The sequence below is a fragment of the Pontibacter amylolyticus genome, assembly GCF_014638845.1.
In the GTDB taxonomy this organism is placed as follows: Bacteria; Bacteroidota; Bacteroidia; order Cytophagales; family Hymenobacteraceae; genus Pontibacter; species Pontibacter amylolyticus.
This window is the reverse complement of sequence record NZ_BMFP01000004.1, coordinates 296069-321985: the sequence shown is the minus strand read 5'-3', so window position 1 is coordinate 321985 and position 25917 is coordinate 296069. Positions and strand designations below refer to the sequence as shown.

General features: G+C 52.1%; 24 protein-coding genes. 11 read left to right on the top strand and 13 right to left on the bottom strand.

The features are described from left to right. Positions 1-481 precede the first annotated feature (481 nt). On the top strand, positions 482-952 hold the full coding sequence (locus IEV97_RS12030) for a JAB domain-containing protein (RefSeq protein ID WP_116541344.1): 471 nt from the start codon (positions 482-484) through the stop codon (positions 950-952). 116 nt (positions 953-1068) lie between these two features. Here IEV97_RS12030 and IEV97_RS12025 read toward each other — a convergent pair whose 3' ends face one another. Further along, positions 1069-2076: a helix-turn-helix transcriptional regulator gene (locus IEV97_RS12025; protein WP_116541345.1), complete on the bottom strand. Its 1008-nt coding sequence runs from the start codon at positions 2074-2076 to the stop codon at positions 1069-1071. 185 nt (positions 2077-2261) lie between these two features. Between IEV97_RS12025 and IEV97_RS12020 the strand changes: the two genes are divergently transcribed. The 3 genes from IEV97_RS12020 to IEV97_RS12010 are packed head-to-tail and all read left to right on the top strand — an operon-like array spanning position 2262 to position 5010. Further along, the gene (locus IEV97_RS12020) at positions 2262-2705 is read left to right on the top strand and encodes a YegP family protein (RefSeq protein WP_116541346.1); all 444 of its coding nucleotides are present in this window, start codon (positions 2262-2264) and stop codon (positions 2703-2705) included. Between the two features lie 11 nt (positions 2706-2716). Continuing rightward, complete coding sequence (locus tag IEV97_RS20060; protein ID WP_116541347.1) at positions 2717-4528, top strand: ThiF family adenylyltransferase; 1812 nt, start codon at positions 2717-2719, stop codon at positions 4526-4528. After that, positions 4525-5010 carry a Mov34/MPN/PAD-1 family protein gene (locus tag IEV97_RS12010; protein WP_116541348.1) on the top strand — a complete coding sequence of 162 codons (486 nt, stop codon included), beginning with the start codon at positions 4525-4527 and terminating at the stop codon, positions 5008-5010. The genes IEV97_RS20060 and IEV97_RS12010 overlap by 4 nt, the downstream gene beginning before the upstream one ends. Before the next feature lie 22 nt (positions 5011-5032). Here the strand turns inward: IEV97_RS12010 and IEV97_RS12005 are convergent, their stop codons facing one another. Continuing rightward, positions 5033-6640, bottom strand: a complete 1608-nt coding sequence (locus tag IEV97_RS12005) for a PDDEXK nuclease domain-containing protein (protein WP_116541349.1) — start codon at positions 6638-6640, stop codon at positions 5033-5035. Between the two features lie 633 nt (positions 6641-7273). On the opposite strand from IEV97_RS12005, the gene IEV97_RS12000 reads away from it, so the two are divergent. From IEV97_RS12000 to IEV97_RS11975, 6 genes are all read left to right on the top strand, one after another. Beyond that, the gene (locus tag IEV97_RS12000; RefSeq protein WP_116541350.1) at positions 7274-8227 is read left to right on the top strand and encodes a hypothetical protein; all 954 of its coding nucleotides are present in this window, start codon (positions 7274-7276) and stop codon (positions 8225-8227) included. 92 nt (positions 8228-8319) lie between these two features. Continuing rightward, a complete protein-coding gene (locus tag IEV97_RS11995) occupies positions 8320-8652 on the top strand; it encodes a helix-turn-helix domain-containing protein (protein WP_116541351.1) in 333 nt (110 codons plus the stop codon). Positions 8653-8738: 86 nt separating this feature from the next. Beyond that, positions 8739-9695, top strand: a complete 957-nt coding sequence (locus IEV97_RS11990; protein WP_165820519.1) for a DUF8464 domain-containing protein — start codon at positions 8739-8741, stop codon at positions 9693-9695. Between the two features lie 107 nt (positions 9696-9802). Beyond that, the gene (locus IEV97_RS11985) at positions 9803-10198 is read left to right on the top strand and encodes a plasmid mobilization protein (protein WP_116541353.1); all 396 of its coding nucleotides are present in this window, start codon (positions 9803-9805) and stop codon (positions 10196-10198) included. After that, positions 10173-11120: a relaxase/mobilization nuclease domain-containing protein gene (locus tag IEV97_RS11980; RefSeq protein ID WP_116541354.1), complete on the top strand. Its 948-nt coding sequence runs from the start codon at positions 10173-10175 to the stop codon at positions 11118-11120. The genes IEV97_RS11985 and IEV97_RS11980 overlap by 26 nt, the downstream gene beginning before the upstream one ends. Next, the gene (locus IEV97_RS11975; protein ID WP_116541355.1) at positions 11117-11602 is read left to right on the top strand and encodes a hypothetical protein; all 486 of its coding nucleotides are present in this window, start codon (positions 11117-11119) and stop codon (positions 11600-11602) included. Before IEV97_RS11980 ends, IEV97_RS11975 begins: the two co-directional genes overlap by 4 nt. Before the next feature lie 190 nt (positions 11603-11792). Here IEV97_RS11975 and IEV97_RS11970 read toward each other — a convergent pair whose 3' ends face one another. The 9 genes from IEV97_RS11970 to IEV97_RS11940 all read right to left on the bottom strand — a co-directional run bounded on the left by IEV97_RS11970 (position 11793) and on the right by IEV97_RS11940 (position 21983). After that, positions 11793-13805 carry a heavy metal translocating P-type ATPase gene (locus tag IEV97_RS11970; RefSeq protein WP_116541356.1) on the bottom strand — a complete coding sequence of 671 codons (2013 nt, stop codon included), beginning with the start codon at positions 13803-13805 and terminating at the stop codon, positions 11793-11795. Between the two features lie 11 nt (positions 13806-13816). Beyond that, a complete protein-coding gene (locus tag IEV97_RS11965) occupies positions 13817-14188 on the bottom strand; it encodes a DUF3703 domain-containing protein (protein WP_116541357.1) in 372 nt (123 codons plus the stop codon). Positions 14189-14217: 29 nt separating this feature from the next. Then, positions 14218-14664 (bottom strand): Fur family transcriptional regulator, encoded by a 447-nt coding sequence (locus tag IEV97_RS11960; RefSeq protein ID WP_116541358.1) that lies wholly within the window; start codon positions 14662-14664, stop codon positions 14218-14220. A 10-nt stretch (positions 14665-14674) separates the two neighbouring features. Beyond that, positions 14675-15859, bottom strand: coding sequence for an efflux RND transporter periplasmic adaptor subunit (locus IEV97_RS11955; RefSeq protein ID WP_116541359.1), 1185 nt, complete (start codon positions 15857-15859; stop codon positions 14675-14677). A gap of 25 nt (positions 15860-15884) precedes the next feature. After that, on the bottom strand, positions 15885-20273 hold the full coding sequence (locus IEV97_RS11950; protein ID WP_188501724.1) for a CusA/CzcA family heavy metal efflux RND transporter: 4389 nt from the start codon (positions 20271-20273) through the stop codon (positions 15885-15887). A gap of 107 nt (positions 20274-20380) precedes the next feature. Beyond that, positions 20381-20698, bottom strand: coding sequence for a DUF6660 family protein (locus IEV97_RS20235; RefSeq protein ID WP_366915782.1), 318 nt, complete (start codon positions 20696-20698; stop codon positions 20381-20383). A gap of 171 nt (positions 20699-20869) precedes the next feature. Then, positions 20870-21079: a GDCCVxC domain-containing (seleno)protein gene (locus tag IEV97_RS20055; protein ID WP_229733918.1), complete on the bottom strand. Its 210-nt coding sequence runs from the start codon at positions 21077-21079 to the stop codon at positions 20870-20872. A gap of 2 nt (positions 21080-21081) precedes the next feature. Further along, complete coding sequence (gene merTP, locus IEV97_RS11945) at positions 21082-21687, bottom strand: mercuric transport protein MerTP (RefSeq protein ID WP_188501723.1); 606 nt, start codon at positions 21685-21687, stop codon at positions 21082-21084. A 5-nt stretch (positions 21688-21692) separates the two neighbouring features. After that, on the bottom strand, positions 21693-21983 hold the full coding sequence (locus IEV97_RS11940; protein WP_229733917.1) for an ArsR/SmtB family transcription factor: 291 nt from the start codon (positions 21981-21983) through the stop codon (positions 21693-21695). A gap of 267 nt (positions 21984-22250) precedes the next feature. Here IEV97_RS11940 and IEV97_RS11935 point away from each other — a divergent pair, with 267 nt between their 5' ends. Next, positions 22251-24095: a DUF6035 family protein gene (locus tag IEV97_RS11935; protein WP_188501721.1), complete on the top strand. Its 1845-nt coding sequence runs from the start codon at positions 22251-22253 to the stop codon at positions 24093-24095. Positions 24096-24101: 6 nt separating this feature from the next. On the opposite strand, the gene IEV97_RS11930 is transcribed toward IEV97_RS11935, so the two are convergent. Continuing rightward, complete coding sequence (locus IEV97_RS11930) at positions 24102-24893, bottom strand: ATPase (RefSeq protein ID WP_188501720.1); 792 nt, start codon at positions 24891-24893, stop codon at positions 24102-24104. Further along, a complete protein-coding gene (locus IEV97_RS11925) occupies positions 24880-25128 on the bottom strand; it encodes a hypothetical protein (protein WP_188501719.1) in 249 nt (82 codons plus the stop codon). The genes IEV97_RS11930 and IEV97_RS11925 overlap by 14 nt, the downstream gene beginning before the upstream one ends. Positions 25129-25917: the final 789 nt, after the last annotated feature.

The window sequence follows — 25917 nt, the reverse complement described above, 5'->3', positions numbered from 1 at the left end:
GACGGTTTAGCATAGCAGCTCTTTCTGAGTGCCAGCACCTGCCTATAACCATCTTGATTGGAGTTAGAAGAGGGCTGATCAGTATTTATCTTGCTATGGAGCCTGACGAAGAACTTGGTAAACTACAGTCAGGAGTTGTTGAGCGACTTAAATACCCGACAAATTCATCTAATTTGTCTTTAAAACAAGACATGAGTTTTCAGAACCTGCAAATAGAAGCAATTGCCTTAGTAGGAAGTCCAAATAAAAGACAATCCTGTAAGAACACTACTTAGGACACTTCAAAGCAAAAGTCCACTGTCATTCATTTCGGCGCAAAGGTAGCCTTGCGGCCCGGACACGGGACAAGGTAGTCCTGAAAAAATGGGTATCCCTGAAAGGAGCCCTCCGCATTTTTACAGGCTCCACCTATGCCCTCAGTCCGATCCCGGAGGCAGTGAGGGCACCATAATCAATTCCTCATACTTAAAAGAACAAGATTATGGAAAAGCTGACTAAAAAATCCGGATTAAACAGAGTAGCAGAAATCAAGCTGACTTACCGCTCCAAAGTAAAACCATCCGAGCGTCCACAGGTAACCAGTTCCACTGACAGCGCAGCGGTGCTCCGCCAAAGCTGGGATACAGGAAAGATAGAGTTTGTGGAGCAGTTCAAGGTAATGCTTCTCAACAGGGCCAACAGGGTGCTGGGCATTTACGAGCTTTCAACCGGAGGCGTGGCAGGCACGGTGGCTGACCCGAAGCTTATCTTCGCTGCAGCGCTTAAAGCTTGCGCCAGCTCCATCATCCTCTGCCACAACCACCCCTCCGGCAACACCAAGCCGAGTGCGGCAGACTTACAATTGACAAAGAAAATGAAGCAAGGCGGAGAACTGCTCGACATTGTTGTACTGGATCACATTATCCTCACCAGCGAGACCTATTATTCCATGGCAGATGAAGGGCTCTTGTAGGGTCCATTTATCACATTAAGAAAATTCATCACTTCAGACAAGCATTAGTTGATACCTAGATTATGTGATTAAGGGTGGTTATAATTAATACTACTAAATCCTAAAATGAGTAGTCTCTAATAAAGTTGAAGACAACTCTTTAAGTTATCGATTACTTTTTGCTTCAAAACTGCAGGTTCAATAACCTTAACAGCCATTCCAAAACTTAGAATAGTAGAAATAAGCTCATAGTTAATCACCACCTTTAGCCTTACTCTTAGCTCTGTTTTGTCATCAATTAGAATTTCCTGAGAGCTATGAAGATACTGTGTCTTTATGTAATTCCCGTCATGTGGAGTAAAAGATAGAGTTACGTCCTCTACTGTTTCTTCTTCCAAAGAAATACCAATGGCATTTTTAAAATGAAGTTGAGGGTTGAACCCATAGTTATCCATAAACACAGTATCCCGAGTAGGCTCAAGACTACAGATTCTGTCTAATGCAAATTTTCTCAGGCTGCCTGTCTCATGTTGTAATCCTACTAAATACCACCTGTTGCGGTACTCCTTGAGCAAATATGGACTAACTGTACGTGGTTTGGGTCTGGCAGCATCAAATTTCTTATATATCAGTCTAACTGGGTATTTATGCCTGGTTGCATCAATAAGTATGTCTAAATGCTCATTGCCTACAGAATACGGAGCTTCCTCAAAGTCCATGAACTTCAAACCGGTTTCCGACCTTTGATATTCTATGTGCTGTACAAGGTTGATTACCTTATCTACTGTTGAGGCAAATTCCCGAAAGACAGATATGTGCTTAAACTGGTTTAGTGTTGCAGCAGCCGTTGCAAGTGCGTTAAACTCAATTTCGTTTAAGGGCAGATTGGCTATGGAGAAGTTAGAATCTGAGTAAAAGTAGCCGTTTTCTTTCTTCGAGTACCCTATTGGAGCATTGTAGTTGAGCTGAGAACAGTTACGCATCAAGTAGATATCATAATCGAGGGTTCTTTCGCTTATCTTAATGTCTTTTGTGTTACTAATTTTTTCAATTAAGTCAGTCTTTGACCAATACTTCCTGATCTTGCTTCTCAAGCAATCATCAATTACCCTCATTCGCACATATGCTTGCTTATTCTGCGGCATACCAAATTATTTTTCAACAATTTACATTTTTTTACTTGAACGCAAATAGGTTGCGTTCAAGAGCTATAGCTTTGTATAGAACAAAAGAGAATAAAGTAAATTAAATAGGCGTCTGAAAATTAATGATAAAAAGAGTCTATCATCAGCTTTTAACATTCCATATTTTATAACATTTAACTCAACACATGAAAGGATTCAATTTTTATCAAGACAAAAGTCTTGAATGGCGCTGGCGCCTAAAGGATGACAACGGCGCAATTGTGGCTGACTCAGGAGAAGGTTACAACGACCGTAAGGACTGCGAGAAAGGAGCGGCCCTGTTCACAACATTGGGGCCAAATGCCCCAGAGCGAAAAGTGTCCCGAGATGAAGAGTCCGGTCACGGGCCGGAATGGGAGTATTTCGAAGACAAAGCAGGTGAGTGGCGCTGGCGCTTCCAGGCTAAGAACAACAAAGTTCTGGCCGACGGCTCGGAAGGCTATGCCAGTGAGTACAATGTAACGCGGGCTATTCAAAACGTTAAGGCCTTGCTTCGCGAGATCGGTAAACAGAACAGCAGCGGCAACAGTGGAGGCGGTTATATTCCTCCAAGCCAAGGCGGGTCTACCGGTGGAGGGCGATTCGCATAATCTTCTGCCTTATGAATGAGCTTGACCAATTGGCTTTGGGCCAAAGCAGTGTCTTGATGTCAGGAATGAGAGGTATTGAGCTCCTGGGAGACTGGGAGCCAATCCCCTCAAGCAATGCTTGGATACTGCGTATCCGCTTAGAGATGCTCGGTACAAAGCCGACGAAGGACGTTTACCGTTTCACAGAGTGGGGAATCATCGTTGACTTCAGCGTTGACCCCTGGGGAAAAGTACAAGTGCATCCTTCCAACGGGCAGGAAGGAGTAACCGCGACTTTTGAGCATCAGCAGTACAATGGAGGAGTACACCCTCTGTGGCCGGTACGCAACGGACATATCTGTAGCCTAAGCGAAACCCATGGGTTTGCCGCTTCACGTAATGCGATGGAGACTGAGCCCACCTCAACCGTGCACCGTGTGGTTTGGCATGCGGCGAGGGCGCTGGAATGGCTGCAATGCGCTGCTACAGACACCTTAGCAGTCGCGGGGGATCACTTTGAGCTACCTGACTTTGACACAGGCTTTAGGTATACAGCAACTGAGTCTAAGAACAAGGTATTTACATTGGCTTATTATGAAGATGAGGTTTCTTTTTCTCACTGGAAGCAGAGTCCTTTTTACGCTGGCACTGCGGCTGTATCCTATTTGAACCATGTTGCCATAGTGCAGGAGTTCAAGGACCATAGAGGTGACAAAACAGTATATGAACCTTCTTGGGGAACAGCTATTGATCAATTGCCTAGCCATCAAGATGCTTTGTGGGTTCGCCTGGATGAGGTCCCAGTAATTAACCGCTGGCAAGTGCCTGCGACCATGAAGGAACTTACTGACGCTGTGGCCAGTCAAGGAAAATCGCTTATCGATTTACTTAGACCTTCCTTGGCTAAGCTCAGGACCCACAACGAGCTTCTTCTTTTTGTAGGCATGCCGATTCCAAGCAAAGTAAAAGAAGAACCCTACAGGTATCACTGGCAAGCCCTTGTTTTGTCGCCAAAAACCAATGCTTCTGCCAAGGCTCGCATTTCTTTGGTAGAAAATACGCTTCGAAGCTCCTCGCCTGTCCGATGGGTGAGCAGAGCAGAAAACTGGCATCCAAATGATTTGCAAAGCAGAGGTAGGATTTCACTCCCTTTACGTAAGGCGAATGTGCTTTTGATAGGGGCAGGGGCTCTGGGCGCTCATTTGGCTGAGCAGTTGGTCCGTATGGGGGTTACTGACATGACCATAGTGGATCCAGACTTACTGGAGGCTGGCAATCTGGTCCGGCACCCGTTGAACCTGCCACAGCTAAACAGGAACAAGGCTATTTCCGTCGCCTACGGTTTGAACCATGCTAACCCCTCGGCCAGCGTGGTGGGGCTTGCGGTTTCAGCTACTTCAAAAGATAAGGCCTTGGAAGAAGCAGTGAATGCTGCCACACTTGTCATTGATGCTACAGCCTCAGACACGGTGTTGCGGGAGCTGCCGTTTCTTGGCATTGCGGGCCAGGTGCCGATTATCAGCCTCTCGCTGGGTCTTCATGCGCAGCGCTTGTTTTTCTATTCGGATTCTGCTTCCAGTTTCGACGCCGATGCTTTTCATGAGTGGTTTGAACCTTTCAGGGTTGAAGAGCACTTGGCTGCTTTAAAAGAAGATATGCCCCGTGGTGTAGGGTGCTGGCATCCATTGACTCCTGCCCGCCTTAATAGAATTACTGGACTTGCTGGTATAGCTGTGGAACTTATCGAGCAGGTGTATGAAAGACAAGTCTCATTGCCTGTCGGACATTGTCACTCATGGCAAGTTCCAAAGCTTGAAAGAGTGATCAGGGGATCTTTGGCATGAACCCTTTATTCTGCTCCTCCGACGGGAAATACTGTGCCCACTTCCTAGATGAGGCACTCGCTGTTATCAAGGATGATATTTCCCGATATCATCCCTTAGAAACGGGTGGTATCCTGATAGGTCGTTACGATGGTAACCTTCGCATGGCAACAATTTCCATCGCGACCGCTGCTCCAGTCGACTCAAAGCACGGTCGCACCTCTTTTTTGAGAGGAACCGAGGGTATATTCAAAGCCTTGGCAGCCGCCAAAAAGAAAGACCCTCTATTGCACTATGTAGGCGAGTGGCACAGTCACCCTGCATCCTCTCCTCAGGCGAGTGCTGTCGATTTAAAGCAAATGCAGGATTTTGCTTTAGGACGCCTACATGGTGCTTGTACGCCTTTGCTTCTGATTATTGGTGGTTCTCCTTTAGAAGGTTTACATGGAGAAGTATATCTTCATCGTGCAAAAAAAGCTCATACTGTTCTGTCGGCATTCTAGAATTTGCAGGGTAATGCTGTCGTTACTGTATGCTTTCAAGCCGCTGCGTAATGTGTTCTACCACTTCCTCGCACCATCTGTCTGACAGATTCTGAAGATCTTCGTCCGTCCAATCCTGATGATATAGCTTTTCCAGCCATGCATGATGCCTGTCGGCCCCTACCTCATACTTATAAGCCTCTAGTGTGAATACCAAGTCTTTTGATAATCCGAATACTTTTGTACCAGCCTTTTTGAAGCCCTCTAGGCGTATTGCTAACCCGATTTGATGAACGTTTTCACGCTGTAGGATCTCTTCCAGCTCCTCTTTGGTATAGTTGACTTTGGAGGTATGATTTATAGACTTCATCAACCAAAAGTCACTGAACAGAGGCGTTACTTCTTTCAGTCCTTTAGTTATTCTGGTAGCTAATTCCGGCAGCACCTTTTCAAACAGCGAAACGACAGACTCCCTGTCCTTGCCTTTCTTTACCTCCTCTCTATCTACTGATTTGAGCAAATCCTTTAGCTTCTTGAGCTTTTGATCCAATGGCCTTTCAGGAGTTTGTATCTCCTTCTCCAGCTCCTGCTCTAGGGCCTCTATGGTTGGCAGCTCTCCCTTCAGGCCCTCCGGAACTGCTTGCAGCACCTGGTATTCGGCCACTCCTAGGGGGGCAGACATATTCTTAAGAGAGTATTCTACCACCACCTTGTTGGGGGTTTTGCAAAGCAAGATGCCGATGCTTGGGTTGTCGGCCGGCTGCCGCAGTTGCGCATCTACCGCATTGAGGTAGAAGTTCAGCTTTCCTGCAAACTCCGGCTGGAACTCCGTCACCTTCAGTTCCACTACAACGTGGCAGCGCAGCTTAGTGTGGTAGAGCAGTATGTCCAGATAGAAATCATCTCCATCGATGTTTAAGCGGTATTGCCTGCCCATGTAGGCAAACCCTTGCCCTAGCTCCAGCAGAAACTTGGTTATCTGGTTGGCCAGCGCATTCTCCAAATCCCTTTCACGTGCTTCCGGCCCCAGGGTTAGGAAATCGAAGTTATAGGGGTTCTTGAGCGTTTCGATGGCTAAATCGGCTTGTGGCTTGGGAAGCGTTAATGCGAAATTGTTCAGGGTCTGGCCCTGCCTCTGATACAGCCTGCTCGCCAACTGGTGCAGCAACATCGCGCGTGACCAGCCATGGCGGATTGTCTCGCTGACGTAAAAGAGCGCTTCCTTGACGCTAGAGCACTTAGTGACGATTTCACGATTATGCCCCCAAGGAATTAGTCCCACAAGTTGTGGGACTAATTCCTGTGTAGCGTCTAGATGAGGAATGTCGCGAAATTGGCCGACAAGTTGGGACACTAAGCCTCGCTCACGGCTGTAGAACAGGTACCACTTCTTGATGTAGAAGAGATTGGTTCGGGAAAATCCTTTCATCTCTGGAAACGCACTGCTAAGATCGCTGGATAGCTGCTCAATCAGGGTGTCTCCCCAGCTGGCCTCCTGCTGCTTCTGCACAATAGCCTCTCCAAGCTGCCAGTATACTAGAATAAGCTCCGTGTTAACTCTTACCGCCGCCTTAAGCTGCGCAGTCTGTATCTTACTCTTCAGCTCAGCAAACCAGGATCGGTAAGTACCGCTAAGTTCAATGTCCTTCATGCTTAATATTACACCGATGCATAGATAGCTGCAAGAAATATTATCAAAATTTCTTGCAGCTACAGAGGGCCCGGCTCCAGTTTCTTTAGGAGTAGAAGGAATCTACTGCCTTTGTTGATGCTTCAGCATCTTTCACCTCTCTGTTATAATATATTGCTGTAAAGGACCGCTGGGTCGATTCTTAATAGTTCGTTCCAACAAACCCTCGGCTATCAAAGGGTCGATATAGCGCCGTACGTTGTCCGTATGAGTTGCCAAGCCTAATACGTCCTCTCTAAAATGTCTTTCCGTTTAGCTGGTTTCAAAGCATACTGTAGGAACTTTATATGCTCTGGTGCCAGTCCCTTCGCAAGTTCTTCTTCAGCTTGGTCGTTAGCCTGGTCGCTGTCGACTAAGCTAGCCTCCAGAAAGGGAGGGAGCCAGAGGCGGCAATACCTTGTGTATATATTTCTAAATGCTTATATTAAATTTCAAAATTCGTGGTGCCCATTTCTTATTATTCGATACTTGCAGGGAGAGCCTTTACTTGTAAGAATGAGGTTAAGCTGAGTCTCCCATAAGTTAATTGTTGAAACAGCAGTCCTCTTAGGAGGCTGAATAATGCCGTACCAAATTACCTAAAAAACTCACGTCATGAAGCACCTGAAGCAATTCCTGACCCGCCTGCAGACCTTTGAGCTTAGGCTTATCCATAGGAAAGAGGCTGTAGGCCCTCTGGGCCTCCGAGAGGTGAGCACCTACGACATCAGGCACGAGACGCCCTACGACGAGGCGGCCGTTTTCGAGAGCGAGCTCAGGCTCCTTGCCCAGATGGCGGCATTGGATCTGCTCCCCCTTCGCCACCCGCAGCTGCAGCTCGTCCTGGAGCAGATCACCGGGATAGAAGACCGCTTCAGGGCCTTCTGGGTCAGCTTCCACAACCATGCCCCGGACTACGGGCGAGCCTACCCGGCCGGCCACCTCCACCAGCTCAGCCTGCCGGAGCTGTTTGTCCTGCGCAACCTGCAGCCCATCGAGGCCGGCATCGCGGTCCGGGAGGAGCTGGTGGATGACCTGGGCGAGTCGGTCAAGCTGCGGGAATCTTTGCTGGCCCATCTCATCCGGCACGTGCAGGCGCTGCTTCCCACCCCGCAGGAGGCAGCCACGGAAAATACCGTTCCTGCCAGGCCTGTCACAGGCCATCCCCGGTTTGTGGACGGGGTGCGGGAGAGGCTCTTTGAAGTCCTAAAGGGCTACTTCACCCCGGGGGATCAGCAGCAGCTGCTGGCCCTCCTCGAGGGAAACCATTCCCCGGCCTCTCCCCTGCTCTTCCACGGGAATGGCAACCAGCTGGCCGACGCCTTCAAGCAGCTCTATGAGGCCAACCTGATCGTGGGCTGCCTGAAAGGCGAACTGGAGTCGTGGATAGCGGCCCACTTTGCCTATGTCTACCGCAAACAGCAAAGAACCCTGCCGCCCAACTACCTAGCCGCCATCATCTCCTCCAACGCCAAGCCCTGCCAGTCCCCTATCCTAGACGTGCGGAAACAACCGGACGGAACTTATGCTGTTTACCCGGTGCTCCGCACACAGAAAAACTATAACTAACGGTAGGAAACAGGCAGGATGCAGGACTACCCACTTGCAGCCTTGCAAACATAGTCATTACCATTGTAGCACAAACCAAACAGAACGCTGCCATGGAAAACCTCACCTTCGACCAACTCCCCCGCGCCGTCAGCCTGCTGCACGAGAAGATGGGCCGCATCGAGCGGCTGCTACTCGAACAACGCCCCCACCAGGAGGCAGCGGCCATCCTCAACGTCCAGGAGGCCGCCACCCTCCTCCACCTCTCCGTGGCCACGCTCTACACTAAGGTCAGCTGCCGGGAGGTGCCCTTCAGCAAGCGGGGCAAGCGCCTGTATTTTCACCGAAGTGAGCTGGAGGAATGGGTCCGACAGGGCCGCAGGAAGACTGTCTCCGAGATCCGCGAGGAGGCGGTCCAGCTTGCAGCCGGCAGAAAAAGAAAATAGCGCCTTCCAGGAAAAAGAATGCCTGCCACGGGAAAAAGCGCTTCCCGCCCCGATCATTTCCACTCTCGCCTCTGAAGGGAAAACCGATGAACATCCAGCAGATCAACAGCGAAATCTCCATCACGGATTACCTGGCCAGCCAGGGCATCCAGCCTGCCTACAGGAGGGGCTGTGACTGGTGGTACATCTCCCCGGTGCGGATGGCCGAGCGCTCGCCCTCCTTCAAGGTCAACACGCGCCTGAACCGCTGGTACGACCACGGCACAGGGGAGGGCGGCAAGGTCATCGACCTGGCGCTGCGCCTCCACCGCACCGCCTCGATCCGGGAGGTCATCCGGCTCCTCTCCGGGCAGACTATTGCTTCAGCAGCAACATCTAGCCACGGTATACAATCAACCGGGAAACAAGCAGAGGGAGAAGTTCCCCCTCTCTCGCCAGCGCCCTTCAATAGTATCAAAGTGCTGGCGGCAAAGCCGCTGGAGGAGAACAGCCCGCTGGCAAACTACCTGCTACAGCGGGGCATCAGCCTTCATACGGCAGGCCCCTTTTGCCAAGAGGTCAGCTTCTCTATCGGCTCCAGGCGCTATGAAGCCATCGGCTTTCAAAATCGCTCGGGCGGCTACGAGCTGCGCAACGCCTGGTTCAAGGGCTCCTCCTCCCCCAAGGACATCACATTCGTGGACAACGGCGCGGGCACCGTCTGCCTGGTGGAGGGCTTCATGGATTTCCTCTCCCTCCTCGAGCTTCGCCCCCGCCTCACAACCAGCTCCAGCTTTCTGGTCCTCAACTCCCTTGCACTGGTTAATAGAAGTCTGGACGTGCTTGGCCGGCACCGGCAAGTGCTGCTTTTCCTGGATCATGATCAGGCGGGCAGGAAGGTGACGGAGCGGCTCCTCAGGTCGGGGCTGAACTGCCGGGACCGCTCCTCCCTTTACCAGAACTACAAGGATGTGAACGAGCTGCTGGTGGCCAGGCGGGGGAAGCCCAAGAAGCTTCGGCCAGGCTTCGGACACCGGAAGGGGGCCAGGGGAAGGAGCCTCTGAAAGTGGGGAGCAAGTTTGTGTTTTTGTCATACAAAAACTCCTGCCGGCACCGCTGCTCCCGGTGGTCGCAGCAGGGGATTCTTCTTACAACGTGAAGCAACAAGAGCATGGAAAAAGAGACAGCACAGCGGCAGCAGAGCCACGAGGGAAAGAAGGGCGGCCGCCCGCTCAAGCGGGTGAAGCGCAGCCATACCCTGGTGGTGCGGGTGACCGACACGGAGCGGCTCCTGATCTCAGGTAAGGCGCGGGAGGCGGGCCTGAGCGTCTCGGCCTGGTTTCGGGCGGCGGCCAAGAAGGCAATAGTCGTGGCGCGCCTCCGGCCCGAGGAGGCGGCCTCGCTGCGCATGCTCTCGGGTATGGCCAACAACCTCAACCAGCTGGTCCGGCTGGCCCACCGCCAGGGGCTGCTGACCCTGCAGGGCAGGTGCCGCCAGCTCCTTAATGACATTCATAACAAACTTCAGCAAATAGGCAGAGATGATCGGAAAGGTGATGACCGGTAAGAGCTTCTCGGGCTGCGTGCGCTACGTGGTCCAGAAAGCAGGAGCGGAGGTGCTGGACTGGGAGGGCGTCCGCACGGACACTGTCGCCTCGATGGCGGCCGACTTCAACCTGCAGCGCAAGCTCAACCCCGGGCTGGAGAAGGCCGTGGGGCACATCGCCCTGAACTGGAGCGTGCATGACAGGTCAAAACTGAGTCCTCAGGTGATGGCAGAGCGGGCAAAAGAGTACATGGCCCAGATGCAGATCCAGAACACGCAGTACCTCATTGTCCTGCACCGGGACCGGGAGCACCCCCACCTGCACATCGTCTACAACCGGGTCAACTATGAAGGGAAAACGATTTCGGACAGGTTCCAGCACCGGCGCAACGCCAGGGTGTGCCGGGAAATCACCCAAAGGCACGGCTACTACCTGGCCCCGGACAAGGGGCAGGTGAACCGCCAGCGATTGAAAGGGGCCGACAAGGCCAAATACGAGCTGCATGACGCGGTCCGACAGGCGCTGCCAAAGGCCAGGACCTGGCAGGAGCTGGAACACTTGCTCCTGGGCAAGGGCATCTTGATCGACTATAAATACAAGAGGGGAACGGAACAGGTGCAGGGAATCAGCTTCCGTATGGGGGAGCTCAGTTTCAAGGGTTCCAGCATCGACAGAAGCCTGAGCTACCGGGCCATCAACAAACAGCTGGAACAGCACAGTAGACTGGCGCAGCTGACGCCACAGGTCTCCGGGCAACACAGCGCACTTGGTCATACAGGGGCATCCTTCCCTGGCATTACCACGGGCAGGGATGCGGCACCCCATCCTGCTACTACCCCGATTGAGGGCCTGCTGGCTCCCACCACCGGGCAGGCAGCGGACACGAATGACTATTCCTTCAGGAAAAGGAAACGCAAAAAGAAAAAGAGAATCCGCTTATGAAAACAGAAGAACTGGAGGAGCGCCTCCTGGACGTGGAGCGCGTGCTGGCCCTGCAGGACAAGCGGCTGGAGAAGCTCGAGGAAGGGACTGCGCCGCATCCCCCGCAGGATGCCCAGGCACCTGACTGCAGCAGCCAGTTTGAGGAGCTGAAGGCGCTCCTCAAGCGGCATGACCTGAGCGTGCAGGCCCTGCAGATCTATGCCCTGATCGCTTCACTTCAGGAAAAGATCACCAAGCTGCCCAAGTTGTTGCCTGTGCGGCATTACCACCATTTCGAGGACAGGTCCAGGGGCTTTTTGATCGGGGGCATGGTGTGTTTGTTGACAACTGCCATCTTCGTAGGGCTGTGCTTCAGCCTGTACCAGGAGAACGGCAGACTGCAGGAGAATAACATGAAGTACAGGATAATCCGGCAGGCTTACCCCGATGCGGCGCACTGGGCAGATTCAACTTATTTGCATGATCCGAATTTACAGTTATGAGCTTGCGCAAAGGCAATAGCCAAGGGTGCCGTTTTGCCGAAGGGGTGTTTGCCGATCCTCCAATTTATTCAGAGACAGTTTCGATCTGAAGAAGATCGAAACTGTCTTTTGCTTCCATTTTGCTGCGCTAAAGGTAATACTCAATTTCCTTTGACACATTTATTTTACAGCCTCAAGCGGGATCCCCGGTTCAGTCAAAATGCATCCGCTGAATGCGCACGGCATTCAGAATAGCTAGCAACGCCACCCCCACATCGGCAAAGACCGCCTCCCACATGGTCGCCAACCCTCCGGCACCGAGAATCAGCACGATGGCTTTGACCCCGAAAGCCAGCGCGATGTTCTGCCACACAATCTGCTTGGTCTTCTCGCCGATGTTGATGGCGGTGGCGATTTTGGAGGGGTGGTCTGTCTGAATCACCACGTCCGCCGTCTCTATGGCCGCGTCTGAACCCAGGCCACCCATGGCCATGCCCACGTCGGCCAGCGTAATCACGGGCGCATCGTTGATACCGTCGCCCACGAATGCAACGGTCCTGCCCTCAGCCTTCAGTTTCTCCACATGGGTCACCTTGTCCTGCGGGAGCAGTCCACCGTAGGCCGCGTCCAACTTCAGTTCAGCTGCCACTTTCTGAACGATGGAGTCTTTGTCGCCGGAGAGCATCACCAGCTGTTTCACCCCCAGCTCCCGCATTTTCCTTACGGCAAGCGGAGCATCCTCCTTCGTCTTGTCAGCGATGGTGATGTAGCCTGCGTAGGTTCCGTCCACGGCCACTATGACAATCGTTTCCACGATTTCCTTGAGGCTAGAGTCATACTGCACATTGTACTTATCCAGCAGCCTGGCATTACCAACCAGTAGAAGCCTGCCGTCGACACTCCCTTTTAGCCCGTGGCCTGAGATTTCCTCCACCTCACTGACCACGTGCTGCTGGTGCGCCTGCCCCGCCTCCGAGACGATGGCCTGTGCGATAGGATGTGTGGACTTGCTCTCCAGCGCAGCCACAGCCGACAGGAACCACTCATTGTCAGGTAGCACCGTCTCCACGCGCTGCACCTGGAACACACCCTCGGTCAACGTGCCCGTCTTATCCATCACCACCGTGTCTACCTGTGTCATCAGGTCCAGGAAATTAGCCCCCTTGAACAGGAGCCCGTTGCGCGAGGCAGCCCCGATGCCGCCGAAGTAGCCGAGCGGGATGGAGATAACCAGGGCGCAGGGACAGGAGATTACCAGAAAAATCAGCGCCCGGTAGAGCCACTGGTTGAAGTCATAGCTCTCTACAAAGAAGTAGGGAATAAAGACAAGGCCAATGGCGAGGAAGAAGACAATCGGCGTATATACTTTGGCAAACTTCGTGATGAACTGCTGCGTCTTGGCCTTGCGGCTGCCTGCTTCCTCTACCAGCTGGAGTATTTTGGAAAGGGCGCTGTTCTCATACGCAGAGGTTACCCTCAGTTCAATGACGCGGTCCAGGTTAATCATGCCTGCCAGTACCGTCTCTCCCTTCTTTTTCGTGTCAGGTTTTGACTCGCCTGTCAGTGCTGCTGTATTGAAGGAGGACTTCTCGGTGAGCAGCTCTCCGTCCAGCGCCACTTTCTCACCCGCCTTCACCTGCACCACATCGCCCATCCGCACCTCTTTCGCCCTCACGGTGACGATGCCGCTCTCGGTTACCAGCCCCACTTCGTCGGGCCTGTTGTCGATGAGCGCCTTGATGGAACGGCGGGAGCGCAGCACGGCCGCCTCCTGAAAATGCTCCCCAACCACATAGAACAGCATCACGGCAACGCCCTCGGCATACTCCCCGATGTAGAAGGCCCCCAGCGTGGCCATGCTCATCAGGAAGAACTCGTTGAAGAAACTGCTCCTAAGGCTCCTAACCGCATGCCATACCACGCGCCAGCCAACCAACACGTAGGCTATGCCATAGGTTATAAGCCGCACATACCCGGAGAACCAGGATGTGTCGAGATTATCCAGCAGAATGCCTCCCAGCAGCAGCACAAGGCTGATGGCCGTAGGAACGTAGGAGGACTTTGCCTCCTCTTCAGCGTGCTCGTGCTCCATAGCACCAGCTTGCCTGGCCTTACCGTCCGCACCGATATTTGGACCGGGAGCCTCCGCAGTTCTAGGCGAGGTAATCTCCAGTGGTTTGAAATCCTCTTCTATGTTTTTGGGTGTAGTCTTGCTCTTATTCATTCTCTTATGTCTTAATGGTTTTCAGCAGGTGCTATGATTCGCTTTAAGTCATCCGGGATTGGCATTGGCCGGAGCGGCGGAACATTGGACCCGCCTGTGTTGCCCACTGGTATCTTTCCGGCCCAGGACTTAACCCCACCTACCAACAGGCGGGGAAGCTGTCCAATCACCTCTTTCGTATTCTTCGTTTTGAACCCGAATCTGAGCATCTTCCAGTGTACGGCCGTATGCTCCAGCGGGTATGGCTGCCCCAGGATATGCGCTCTCTCTAAATGCCTCCAGGCAGCGAGACGGTTGCCCTCTCTCCAGCAGGTATGGTAAGCGGTCAGTTCCTGTTGGTAAAAGGGCCTGAGCTTGGCGGGCATGTTCCAGTTGAGTTTCATATTGTGCTCCTTTGTTCATTTATGTAAAGCTACGCCTCATCCCCCTGCAATCGCATTGCATTTTTGGCGGCGCAACTGCCGCAGAGGCCCTTCACCACCAGGCTAGCCTCCTCCATGGTAAAGTTGTCAGGCAGCGGAATCTTCGGGATGCGGGACATCGGGAGGCAAAACGTTTCCTGGCATTTGCTGCAGGAAAAATGAACATGCAGGTCCTCAGGTGCACATGCACAGCCTTCTTCGCAAAGCGCATACTTCGTAGAACCTGTTCCGTCCTCTATACTATGTACAATCCCCTTATCCTCAAAAGTTTTAAGAGTACGATACAAGGTAATCCGGTCCGAGCGAAGGAAATGGGCCTCCAGGTCATTCAGGCTCACTGCCGAAGACTGGCCTTGCAGGAAGTCAAGCACCAACAGACGCATGGCCGTCGGGCGGACGCCCTTCTCTTGCAGGATACGTTCTAAGTTTTGCAGCATAGGGAATTGTTTAATGATGGCCTTCTTCTTCCGCATTTCGCATCTTGGAAAGCAAAGAGTAAGCACCTTTGGTTACAAAATTGGCGGCAGCGGTATCAATCCCGGCAGGAAGCGCCACCTGCACGTAGCCTCCTTCCTCGGTCCCTCGCTCCACGGGCACCATGCGGAAACGCTTCAGCACCGTCTCGCCCTCTTTTTCATCGCCTGTGTAAAGGAAGATATAGTTGTTGCCATTCTCATGCACCACAGCCGCCTGGGGCAGAGCCAGTACTTCCTGGCCGTTCAGTGCCACCCGCGCCTGCACGTACATGCCCGGCACGAGGTCTTTGTCTTCCTCCTCCATGTGGGCGTGCACCTGCACCGTCCGCTCCGGGCTTATCTCTTTTCCAATCAGGTAGACGGTGGCCTCGTGCCTTGCCTCCGTCTCATTGGGCAGGGAGTACAATACCTTTTGCCCCTTTTTCAGTGTCGGCACGTCCTTCTCAAACACCGTCAGCTCCACGTGCAGGTGGTCGGTATCAGCGATGCGGAACAGTACGTCCGTCGGGTTCACAAACTGCCCAACGCTGGCGTTGATGTAAGTCACGAAGCCCTCAATCGGGGCATGGATGGGGAGGATGCGGCTGATGTTGCCTTCCCGCAAAGAAGCGGGGTTGACGCCAATGATGCGCAGCCGCTCCCCCAGCCCCTCGACCTGTGCCCTTACAGACTTGTACTCGGAAGCAGTCCGCTGATACGTCTTGGCAGAGGTGACCTGCTCAGCGGACAGCTCTTTCTGCCTTTCGTACTCCAGCTCCAAAAACCCAAGGCGGCTTCTGGCATCCAGGTAATCCTGCTGCAGTGTCACAAACTCTGGGTTCTCAATCTTTGCAATCAACTGCCCTCTCTTTACACGCATACCTTCCAACAACACCGTGCTCTTCACATAGCCGCCCAGGGGAGCGCTCACAGCGGCCATGTTCTGGGGCGGCAGGTCCAGCTTGCCTGTCAGCGTCAGGGTATTGCTCAGGTTGCGCATCTCAGGCTTGCCCAAGGCTATGCCCGCCACCTGGTACTGCTGCTCGGTCAGCTCTGCCTCGTTGGGGTTCTCTTCGCCATGCTCCTCCGTAGCCACTTTCGTCGGTTCAGACTCACTGCCGCAGGATAAAAAGAGCAATGCACCTGTTAGGTAAAATATATGGATAATCCTTTTCATATGGGATAGATTCTGCTTTTGTTGGTTACTGTTGGTTTTCTGTCATGTAGTGGAGTTCTATGACAGCCCTGTCATAGGCGTAGAGTGTTTCCAGATAGTTCGCCTGGATGCTCAATGCCCTGCTTAGGCTCAGGATATAGTCCTGGTAGTTGATTTCCCCTACCCGGTAGGCTTTGGTGGCGTGGTCTATGATGAGCCGCGCCTGCGGCAGTGCCGTGCGTTCATAGTAATCCAGGCTGCCCTGCAGCTTGAGCGCCTGCTGAAGCGCGGCCGCTGCATCAGCCCGCAGCTCGTTGCGAGTACCCTCTAGGTCCTTCTGAGCTACGTCCGCCTGTAACTTAGCCGCCTCCATACGGCTCCTCTGTGGCTTTGCCCACAGTGGGATGGCCACGCCGAAAGACACCTCCTGCGGCGGCTCGAACTCCGCTATCCCCCTTTTCCCATGGCCCCCGGCAATGGTTCGGTTCGTGTAGCCTAACTGCAGGTCCGGCAGTAGCCTGGCCCGCTCAAGCCTGGTCTCCGCCTGCCGCACCTCGACCTGCTGCCGGGCCAGGAGGAGCCTCGGATTCTGTTCCAGCATTTCCTCGGTTATGCTTGGCAGAGGCAAGCGGTTGAGTGTTGTGTCTGCGGTGGCTATCAGCGTGTCGGTTGCCAGCAATGCCTGCAGGCGCTGCTGAAAGACCTCTCTGTCAGCCTCTGCCTGAAAGCCGCTGTTGCGCACCTCAGACAGCTGCGTCTCGGCCGTCACCTGCTCCAGCAGGTTGGTTTCCCCGGTCCGGAGCCTCACCTGGGCGGCCCTGAGGAAAGCCGTGTACAGACTATCCTGATAGGTGAGCAAGCTGAGGCGGGAGCGTGCGTAGACTATTCCGTAGTAGTTGAGCCTCACCTCGCGGACGATTTCCCGCTGCCGCTGCGTCAGTCCGATGCTGCTTGCCTGGGTGAGTTCCCCGGCAAGCTTTGCCTGTCTGGCATAAAGAGTCGGAAAGGCAAACGTCTGCAACACAGAAACCTCCGTGTCATACTCTCCAGACTGTAGCTTACCGGTGGAGTACTGCAGCTGCGTCTTATTGATGTCCCAGGCCGCCCCTTCAAGCGACTGGCTCCTTTTTATGCCAATCCTGGCGGCCTCTACAGAAGGGTTCTGGCTGATTGCCTTGGCAACGGCCTTTTCCAGCGTGTACACTTCTACCGGATGCTGCTGCGCCTGTGCCTGCTGCGCCATGCCCATAAGCAGGGCAACCGAGGCAACAATGGTTACTATAGTGGTTGCCGGTAATCCGGTGCCGCGCGCGTTGCGCTTCTTTCTGTTGGAGACATACCCTTCGATAAGTATGTAGAGCACGGGCAGCACCACCAGCGTCAGCATCGTGGAGGTGATTAGTCCGCCTATCACCACGGTAGCCAGTGGTTTCTGCACCTCCGCCCCGGCTGTGTTGGAGAGCGCCATCGGCAGAAAGCCCAGAGAGGCCACAGAAGCCGTCATCAGCACGGGCCGAAGACGTACGGAGGTGCCGTTGAGCACCACCTCTCGCAGGCTTTGTACGCCTTCTTCCCTACGCTGCCTGTTGAACTCGGCAATGAGTACAATGCCGTTGAGCACCGCAACACCGAACAGGGCGATGAAGCCTACACCGGCCGATATGCTAAAGGGCATACCCCGCAACCACAGGGCCAGTACGCCCCCGATGGCCGACAGCGGAATGGCCGTGAAGATGAGCAACGAGTGGCGCACGGAGCCGAAGGTGAAGTACAGCAGCAGGAATATCAGCGCCAATGCGGCCGGAACAGCCACAGAGAGACGCCGGTTTGCCTCCTGGAGATTCTCAAACTGCCCCCCGTAGGTCACAAAGTAACCGGTGGGTAGAGTTACCTGCCGGTCTATCTTCTGCTGCACTTCCTCCACCACGCTGGCGATGTCCCGCCCACGCACGTTGAAACCCACGATGATGCGGCGCTTGGCATCCTCGCGCTGTATCTGGTTCGGCCCCTGCCGGTACTGCACATCGGCCACCTGCTCCAGTGGCACCTGCAGCCCGCCCGGTGTGGTGACGTAGAGTCGGCGCACATCGGCGATATCCTGTCTGTCATCCTGTTTGAGCCGGACGACCAGGTCAAAGCGGCGGTCCCCTTCGTACACCATCCCGGCACTCTGCCCGGCGAAGGCAGCGTTAATAACCTGGTTGACCGCCTCGACGTCAAGACCGAACTTGGCTATCTGACTCCGGTTGATGTCCACCACAATCTGTCGCAGTCCGGAAACTTGCTCCAGGTACAGGTCCTCAGCCCCTTCCACGGTAGAAACCACCCGGCCGACCTCTTGGGAGAGCCTGGTCAGTTCCTGCAAATCCTCCCCGAAGATTTTGATGCCCACATCCTGGCGCACTCCTGAAATCAGTTCGTTGGAGCGCAGCTGGATAGGCTGAGAGACGCCGAACGTAACGCCGGGAATGTCCTCCAGTGCCTCCGTCATCTGGCTGGCCAGTTCCTCTCGGGTGCTGGCGCTGGTCCACTCGTCCTTGTCCTTGAGGATGATGGTGACGTCAGCGGATTCCATGGGCATCGGGTCTGTCGGAATCTCAGCGGCGCCGATTTTGCTGATTACCTCCTTCACTTCCGGGAATCGCTCCTTTAGAATCCGGGAGGCCAGCGACACCTTTTCAATCGTTTCGGAAAGTGAACTGCCGGTCAATAGCCTTGTCTCCAAGGCGAAGTCGCCCTCCTCCAGGGTAGGAATGAACTCACTGCCCATGCGGTTAAAGAGCACCAGGCTCAGGGCAAACAAGGCGAACGCAGCAATAAGCACCAGTGCCTTGAACCTAAGGGCACCCCTAATTACAGGGTTGTACATGCGCTGGAAAAAGTCGATCATCCTGTCTGAAATGTTGCGCTTGTGGGTGGTGTTCTTGCTCAGCAGCAGCGCCGACATCATGGGCACGTAGGTGAGCGAGAGGAGGAAGGCACCAAATATGGCAAAGGAGACGGTGAGCGCCATGGGGCGGAACATCTTCCCCTCAATGCCCACCAGCACCAGAATCGGCAGGTATACAATCAGGATAATGATTTCACCGAAGGCAGCGGCGGTGCGGATTTTCCGGGCGGATTCATACACCTCCTCGTCCATCTGTGCCTGCGTCAGCCTTCCCTCTTTGCGCAGGCCCAGGTGGTGCATGGTCGCCTCCACGATGATAACGGCCCCGTCCACGATGAGGCCAAAGTCGATGGCCCCGAGGCTCATCAGGTTACCCGACACACCGAAAAGGTTCATCATGATGATGGCAAACAACATGGCCAGCGGAATGACAGAGGCCACTACTAAGCCCGCCCGCAGATTGCCCAGGAAGAGCACCAGCACGAAAATCACAACCAGAGCGCCCTCAATCAGGTTCCGCTTCACGGTGCCCATGGCCCGGCCAATCAACTCGCTCCGGTCCAGAAAGGCCTCTACCGCGACGCCTTCCGGAAGGGACTTTGCAATCTGCTCCATGCGCTCTTTCACGCGCCCCACCACCTGGTTGGTGTTCTCCCCCTTGAGGAGCATCACAATGCCCCCCACCGCCTCTCCGTTGGCATCTGTCAGGGCACCGTAGCGGTTGGCGCTGCCGAACTGTACCTGTGCAATATCAGCGATAAGCAAGGGGGTGCCATTGGTGGTATTGCTGACCACGACCTTCTTAACCTCGTCCAGACTCTCAATGAGCCCCTCGCTGCGTACAAAGTAGGCATTTGGCTTTTTGTCAATGTAGGCTCCTCCGGTGTTACCGTTGTTGCGTTCCAGCGCCTCCAGCACATCGCTGATGCTCAGGTTGTGGGCCTTCAGCCTGCCGGGGTCAACAGCAACCTCGTACTGTTTCAGGAAGCCACCGAAGCTGTTGACTTCGGCCACACCGGGTGTGCCGAGCAGCTGCCGCCGCACAATCCAATCCTGAATGGTGCGCAGGTCCATGGCTGAGTACTGCTCCTCATACCCTGGCTTGGCGTGTACCACATATTGGTATATCTCCCCAAGGCCGGTGGAGATAGGGGACATCTCCGGGCTACCTAACCCCGGTGGAATCTTACCTGTGGCCTCCACGAGCCGCTCACTGACCTGCTGCCGCGCCCAGTAAATGTCCACGTTCTCTTTAAAGACAATGGTCACCACAGAGAGGCCGAAGCGGGAGATGGAACGCACTTCCTCAATATCTGCGATGGTAGACATGGTCTGCTCCACCGGGAAGCTGATGAGCCGCTCCACTTCCTGCGCGGCAAGCGAGGGGCTGGTGGTAATGACCTGTACCTGATTGTTCGTGATGTCAGGCACGGCATCGATGGGCAGCTGCGTGGCGGAATAGCCGCCCCAGATAACAAGCGCCAGGGTGAAAATGCCAATGATGAGCTTGTTATGGATAGAAAAATGAATGATTTTATCTAACACCTTAAAATTCTTTATTCCCAAAAACCACATACAAAAGTATGCGCACGCATTTTGAGGCCGCACAGGGGTGCGGCAACGCGTGTTTAATTACCTAAAACAGAGATAGGTTAAGCTTTGGGCGGGTGCCAGAAAGCGAAAGAGGGGGAAACGGCACCACCAGGAAGGTAGGTGTTCAGAGTAGAACCTGACGGATTATGAGGTGGCTCCTGTGTTTGCGGAAAACTGATAGTTAGAGAAATGCCCCCGCAGCAGTTGCACTCGCAGAGGGGGGAGCAGAGATCATTCTCCTGCCCCGCGTCAGCATGGCCGTAATCAGCCTGCACTACTGTTGTGTCATCCTGGGCAAAGGCCGTCCCGCTGTCCGCGCACGGCAGGCACGCCAGCAGAAAGATAACCATTCCCCATATGACAGACAGGTACTTCATTTGTGCAAAGGTATAAAAACTATTTTACGGGTAGATACTTGCCTGCGTTGTTTACGATTTCTTACAGGTTTGCACGGATACCACTTAACTACAGAAATACACCGTGGTGGATTTTCAGCTTGCCTTTTTATATTACGCTGCTACTGCTTAGCATTTACTGTTTTCTTTGCTTTAACAGCAGCTTCTGCTTTGCTGAATAGGCGGGCAAGGGACTGTGCCGTAGGAGCAGTACACGCAACAGTCCCCTGGCCTCGGTTTCAGAAGCCTCTTGCACTTTTCACACGCATAAAAGTACTGGCAGGCATCTGTGGGCATCTGCTCTTCCTTTCGATGCCCGCACTCCGGACAGGTAATAACTGAGCTTAGACTAGTCTCTCCCATGCTTACTTCTTCTTAGCTACCTCCACTGTATAGCCCGTCTTTTTAGCCGCCTGTAGGATATCCAAGGGCTTCACCCTTGTGCTGTCGTAGGAGATGGTGGTGCTTCCAGCCTTGTAGGAAGTACTCACATGAAAGACTCCCGGCACCTCGCCTATCACCTGGCTCACAAGCGCCTCACAGCCCGCGCAGGTCATTCCCTCCACTTTCAGTTCTATTGTCTGCTTATTGTCGCCTTCGGCACTATTAGCTATCGGAATTGTTTTCCCATAGAAAACACCTGCATAATTTGGAAAGGTAAGCAGAAGCAACGCAAGGCAACTAACCAATAGCAACACCCTGTTCGACTTCCAGAATGAGAACTTATCATTTTGCTCACAGTCGCAGCTAGAGGCTGACCTGCCCGGTTTCAGACGTTGATACCACGCCAAGCCCAGGACTGCGATGGTAATGCCTATCAGATACGGCCTGAGTGGTTCAACCCAGTCAAAAGAAGAAGCAACCCCTGTGGCACCTACCATTACGGCCAGCAGCGGTGTGATGCAGCAAAGAGAGGCCGTAAATGCAGCCACTATGCTGCTACCCGCAAGCTTAGATGAAGTATTTCTCATATCACTTAGTTTGTTTTTATTTCTATTTCCCTACTGATAAGCTCCAACAGGGGCTTTATTACTTCCTGGTGCTCCTGCTTTAGGGAATAGAACACGGTCTGCCCTACCTTCTTACTTTGGATGATGTTAGCATCCTTAAGCTTGCGCAGGTGCTGCGAGACAGCGGGCATGGTCATTTGCAGCACGTCGCTTAGATCACAGACGCACAGCGATTCCTCCTGCTCCAACAGGTATAGAAGCTTAAGCCTTGTCTCACTCCCTGCCAGGCTAAAGACCTGGCTCAGGGTCTGTATCATACCGGCTGCAGTCTCCAGCCGATCAGAGCATAGTTGCAGTCTTTCTTTATTGGTGTAAACCCGAATACATAACTTCTCTTCTTCCATAGCAATTTCTGTCAAGCAAATTTAATAAATGATAAGTATTTAAGCAAGTACTTAAATACTTGCAAATGTTACTCAATGGTACAACCGCAGATGGTAACAGTATTGCCACTATTTTCAGCACTAGAGGATTTAACACAACTTCATAAATTTTATGTTATATTCCCTCATCAACTGAGGCTTATGAAACAAGTAGGAAAACTGACCATTGAAGATGTCCTGAATTATGAAACAGGAGAGCAAGTGAACGCTTACACGTTTTTCAAAAAGCCTTTAGATGAAATCACAGAGTACCGCTCAGAGTTACAGAAAGCCATTCAAGGTTACCGGGAACCGATGTTTGTCTGCTATTACTGCAAGCAGCTGATCAGGATCAGAGGCGGCAATTTCAATAGCGGAAAACGCAAAAAGGATAGCTTTCACTTCGCCCACCTGAAAGACAGCGCAGCCTGCCATATAAAAACCAACAATGCATACACACGGGAGGAGGTTGACCGCATCAAATACAATGGTGCTAAGGAGAGCGCGCTGCACATTCACCTCAAGGAACAGATCGCTGCCTACCTGAACAAAAATAGACTCTCTAATAAGGGGGTATCCTCTGTTGAGATAGAAAAGGTTGTTAAAAGTAAGCTCATTGAAAAGGAGTGGCGTAAGCCTGACATCAATGCCTCTTTCAGGGACAAGCGTGTGGCTATTGAGTTGCAGCTTTCCACCACCTGGCTGAGTGTGATTACCGGCAGGCAGCATTTCTATCAGGAAGAGGGCAGCTATATTCTCTGGGTGTTTCATAAGTTCAGCCTCGATGATGATATCAGAAAGCTAACCTATAATGATGTAATCTTTACCAACCATCATAATGCATATGTTTTCGACGAGGAATGCAGCTGGAAATCAGATCTTGAGAACGATCTGGTGCTGAAGTGCTACTACAAGAAGTATTACCGGCAGGAGCTTGAGATAAAGGATACCTGGGAAATGGCCTATGTTACCCTTTCTGATTTAACCTTTGATGTCGATCGCTATAAAGTATACTTCCACGATGCGAAGAAGCAAAAGAGGGAGGTGGAGCAGGCCGTTGCACAGGAAAGAAACAGAAGAGATCTCCTTGAAAGGGAGCACAAGATTGAAGCCGAAAAACGCCGGGCTGCAGAGGCCAGGATCCTGGAGCAAAGAAAGGCTGAAGAGAAAAGAAAATTAGCGGCTTTTACCGAGTTAAAAGAAAACCTGTCAGAATTAACCCATAAGCTCTATGGGCTACAACAGGACAAAGATAGTGCGGAGAGGAAAGGACAACGTTTACAGGAAAGCATAGAGAACAGGATGCAGATCCTAGAGGATCTTGTGGCTTTTGCCGATAAAGCTTATGACTTCATAGCTGGTAAAAGCCGCACAAATCCTTTCCACGGGAACTTTGAATACGGCCATTATGAAATGGTGCACACACTGCGTGCAGAGTTTCTGGAGGATAGCAAAGAGTTAGAGGCAAGCTTTGCGCGGGCAGGCATTGAGAAAAGTTACTGGCTCAAGAAGCAAGCTGACCTTCCTGCACTGGAATTGACAACAATTGCTGGAGTAAATTACCATATTCTCCCTGGTGCAGATGAATACTTTCAGCTGATAAGGCCCCATTATGCTAAAGTCAGGCACATTCCAAAATCAGCTGTAGGAACTCTTTTCGAGGGCGCTGAGCTTCGGCTTGTGCTTTCTGAAACAAACCTGCTGGAAGTCTTTACCAGGAGTAGCTTATATCTCTTGGTAGAGCAAAATCAGGATGTACTGACCTATACTGATCAGGTAGAAGCTAGCCAAAAGAGCATTTTGCTGGTCAATCACAAAATCCTGAACCTTAAAGCTCAGTTACAAGAGAGAGCAAGGCAAATACTTGAAGCGGAGATAGCTAATTTTGAACTTGAAAAATCAGAGAATAGAAGGATTAGCGAAGGGTCAGACGTTGAGATAGCCATTTTACAGGCGGAGGTGACACGGCTAAAAAGTGCTATGGATGACTTCAGAGAGACCTTTTAATTTCGATTATCTGCTTTCTGAGACCTTGTTTGAGTAGTATTCCAGGAACCAGTTTGGAACTGTATCAGGATTGAGTTCGTCCCAGTCCTTTTCTCCCTTTGCATTCTTCTTAAAGTGCGCAAAGAGCTGAAAGCCCTCTCCGTCCCTGGAGTTATCGAAAAAATAAACCTGGTAGGCTAACTGGGCAGCCTCGAACAAAAGGCCAAGCGAGCGGTAATATCTTTGCTCTATCTTATCTTCAGGAACATCATGCCCTCCCTGCTGGGTTCTCACATGCACCCTAAATTTATTAATTTCGGGTGATTCGGTGGATACAAAGTACAGATAAACCTTGTAGCCTGCCGCCGCCGCCTCTCGCATAATGTCAAGCTTGGAAGGGTGAGAGAACACGGTTTCGAAGGAGAACTTTTTCCTCTCCAGCAACAGCTTTTTCCTCAGGAAATCAGCGATGATCTGTGCCAGCTGCTCGTTGGTTTCGGGTGCAACAAGCTCAATTCTATTATCAGTAAGCCTGTAACAGGCTGCAAATTGGGATTGATCGAACAGCTCGTGAATAAGGCCAGATGATACCGCTATCTGGGAAAACTCCTCATCAGCGACCTCGATGCGGTATGGGTCAAAAGAGAAGCGGTCCTCCTGTAGTGCTTTGGCAATGTCATCGGCATTTATATAAATGCCAAAGTCAACCGGAATCTGGCTGACTTTATAGGCTCTTACAGCGTTAATGATCGTGCTTTTGCCAGAGCCGTTAGGGCCGGCAAAGACTCTCAACCTAAGTTTTGAGTTAGTCGAGGACAATTTGTTTAGGGCGTGTTATATTTCTGATCTTGCTGATTCTTTTTTTAGTACCATCCTGGTCTACGCGCACTACCCACCCGTTTTCTGCTTTCACCACGTAGCCTGCAACTTCCATAGCCTTTCTGGACGCTTTCTTCACTGCAGGACTGGCAGCCCGCACCAAAACACGTTTCGTAACGTAGGCTGTTTCCTTCCCGGCTGCACTTCTTTTATCTGCTTTTAATCTGCTTTTCATAACTTAAAGATACAAGTTTAAAGTGTAGTTTAACACTTCTCTCAGTATATATCAACGTTCATGCCTAACTTGGGGTTAGGCAATAAGCTGGAAGTAGCGCGGTCTACATTATGAGGCTTTAATATGATTGCGGTGATAACACCTGCCTAGGTATAGCTTATCCTTCTAAGCGAATTACATGAAAGGCTGTCAGTGCAAAGTCCATTCTTAGGTGGCTTCTCATGATACACTTTATCTTCCAAATCATCGCTATAAAAATTCGGACTTAACTCTAGGTAAGTACTACCTATGCCTCCTGTATACTTGGTAAGCTACTTTTTATATCATATCTGAAGGATTAAAACATTGACAGCGGTAGTAAATGGTAGGCACCTTTTCTCATAAGGCGCATGTTGAATACTCTTACCGATCGCATACTAGTTATATTCCACTAATTTAACAACGTCTTGCGTAGCAACCGTTAGACACTTCTGGTCTTGACTACCAAGTGCATGCCTATGAGGCTAACCCTCCTTATTTGTCTACTTCACTGATTGATGGAATCAGCTTTTGAGGTTTGTTCACTCCATAACCTTATGCCTCCATTATTAGGATGTCAACACAGAGAAGGCGTAAAACGTTAAAACTGAAATTCAGAAGCTGTATCTGTGCACCGTGAAAGTCTCAACTATCATGACGCTTCAACCTATACGCGAATGATGCCCATATTTGAATTTAGAGTAATTGTATTTCGAGGCGTGATTCAGATGTGAGAGAAAATACCTCAACAAAACAACAGGGGCTGCTCAA

Excerpts from the sequence above, each read along its gene's own strand:
- IEV97_RS20235 (WP_366915782.1), bottom strand. The coding sequence starts at position 20,698 with ATGAAGTACCTGTCTGTCATATGGGGAATGGTTATCTTTCTGCTGGCG.
- IEV97_RS12005 (WP_116541349.1), bottom strand. The coding sequence starts at position 6,640 with ATGAAGGACATTGAACTTAGCGGTACTTACCGATCCTGGTTTGCTGAG.
- IEV97_RS12020 (WP_116541346.1), top strand. The coding sequence starts at position 2,262 with ATGAAAGGATTCAATTTTTATCAAGACAAAAGTCTTGAATGGCGCTGG.
- IEV97_RS12030 (WP_116541344.1), top strand. The coding sequence starts at position 482 with ATGGAAAAGCTGACTAAAAAATCCGGATTAAACAGAGTAGCAGAAATC.
- IEV97_RS11955 (WP_116541359.1), bottom strand. The coding sequence starts at position 15,859 with ATGAAAAGGATTATCCATATATTTTACCTAACAGGTGCATTGCTCTTT.
- IEV97_RS12025 (WP_116541345.1), bottom strand. The coding sequence starts at position 2,076 with ATGCCGCAGAATAAGCAAGCATATGTGCGAATGAGGGTAATTGATGAT.
- merTP (WP_188501723.1), bottom strand. The coding sequence starts at position 21,687 with ATGAGAAATACTTCATCTAAGCTTGCGGGTAGCAGCATAGTGGCTGCA.
- IEV97_RS11925 (WP_188501719.1), bottom strand. The coding sequence starts at position 25,128 with ATGAAAAGCAGATTAAAAGCAGATAAAAGAAGTGCAGCCGGGAAGGAA.
- IEV97_RS11940 (WP_229733917.1), bottom strand. The coding sequence starts at position 21,983 with ATGATACAGACCCTGAGCCAGGTCTTTAGCCTGGCAGGGAGTGAGACA.
- IEV97_RS11975 (WP_116541355.1), top strand. The coding sequence starts at position 11,117 with ATGAAAACAGAAGAACTGGAGGAGCGCCTCCTGGACGTGGAGCGCGTG.
- IEV97_RS11990 (WP_165820519.1), top strand. The coding sequence starts at position 8,739 with ATGAACATCCAGCAGATCAACAGCGAAATCTCCATCACGGATTACCTG.
- IEV97_RS11980 (WP_116541354.1), top strand. The coding sequence starts at position 10,173 with ATGATCGGAAAGGTGATGACCGGTAAGAGCTTCTCGGGCTGCGTGCGC.
- IEV97_RS12000 (WP_116541350.1), top strand. The coding sequence starts at position 7,274 with ATGAAGCACCTGAAGCAATTCCTGACCCGCCTGCAGACCTTTGAGCTT.
- IEV97_RS11960 (WP_116541358.1), bottom strand. The coding sequence starts at position 14,664 with ATGCTGCAAAACTTAGAACGTATCCTGCAAGAGAAGGGCGTCCGCCCG.
- IEV97_RS11970 (WP_116541356.1), bottom strand. The coding sequence starts at position 13,805 with ATGAATAAGAGCAAGACTACACCCAAAAACATAGAAGAGGATTTCAAA.
- IEV97_RS11995 (WP_116541351.1), top strand. The coding sequence starts at position 8,320 with ATGGAAAACCTCACCTTCGACCAACTCCCCCGCGCCGTCAGCCTGCTG.
- IEV97_RS11965 (WP_116541357.1), bottom strand. The coding sequence starts at position 14,188 with ATGAAACTCAACTGGAACATGCCCGCCAAGCTCAGGCCCTTTTACCAA.
- IEV97_RS20060 (WP_116541347.1), top strand. The coding sequence starts at position 2,717 with ATGAATGAGCTTGACCAATTGGCTTTGGGCCAAAGCAGTGTCTTGATG.
- IEV97_RS20055 (WP_229733918.1), bottom strand. The coding sequence starts at position 21,079 with ATGGGAGAGACTAGTCTAAGCTCAGTTATTACCTGTCCGGAGTGCGGG.
- IEV97_RS11935 (WP_188501721.1), top strand. The coding sequence starts at position 22,251 with ATGAAACAAGTAGGAAAACTGACCATTGAAGATGTCCTGAATTATGAA.
- IEV97_RS12010 (WP_116541348.1), top strand. The coding sequence starts at position 4,525 with ATGAACCCTTTATTCTGCTCCTCCGACGGGAAATACTGTGCCCACTTC.
- IEV97_RS11985 (WP_116541353.1), top strand. The coding sequence starts at position 9,803 with ATGGAAAAAGAGACAGCACAGCGGCAGCAGAGCCACGAGGGAAAGAAG.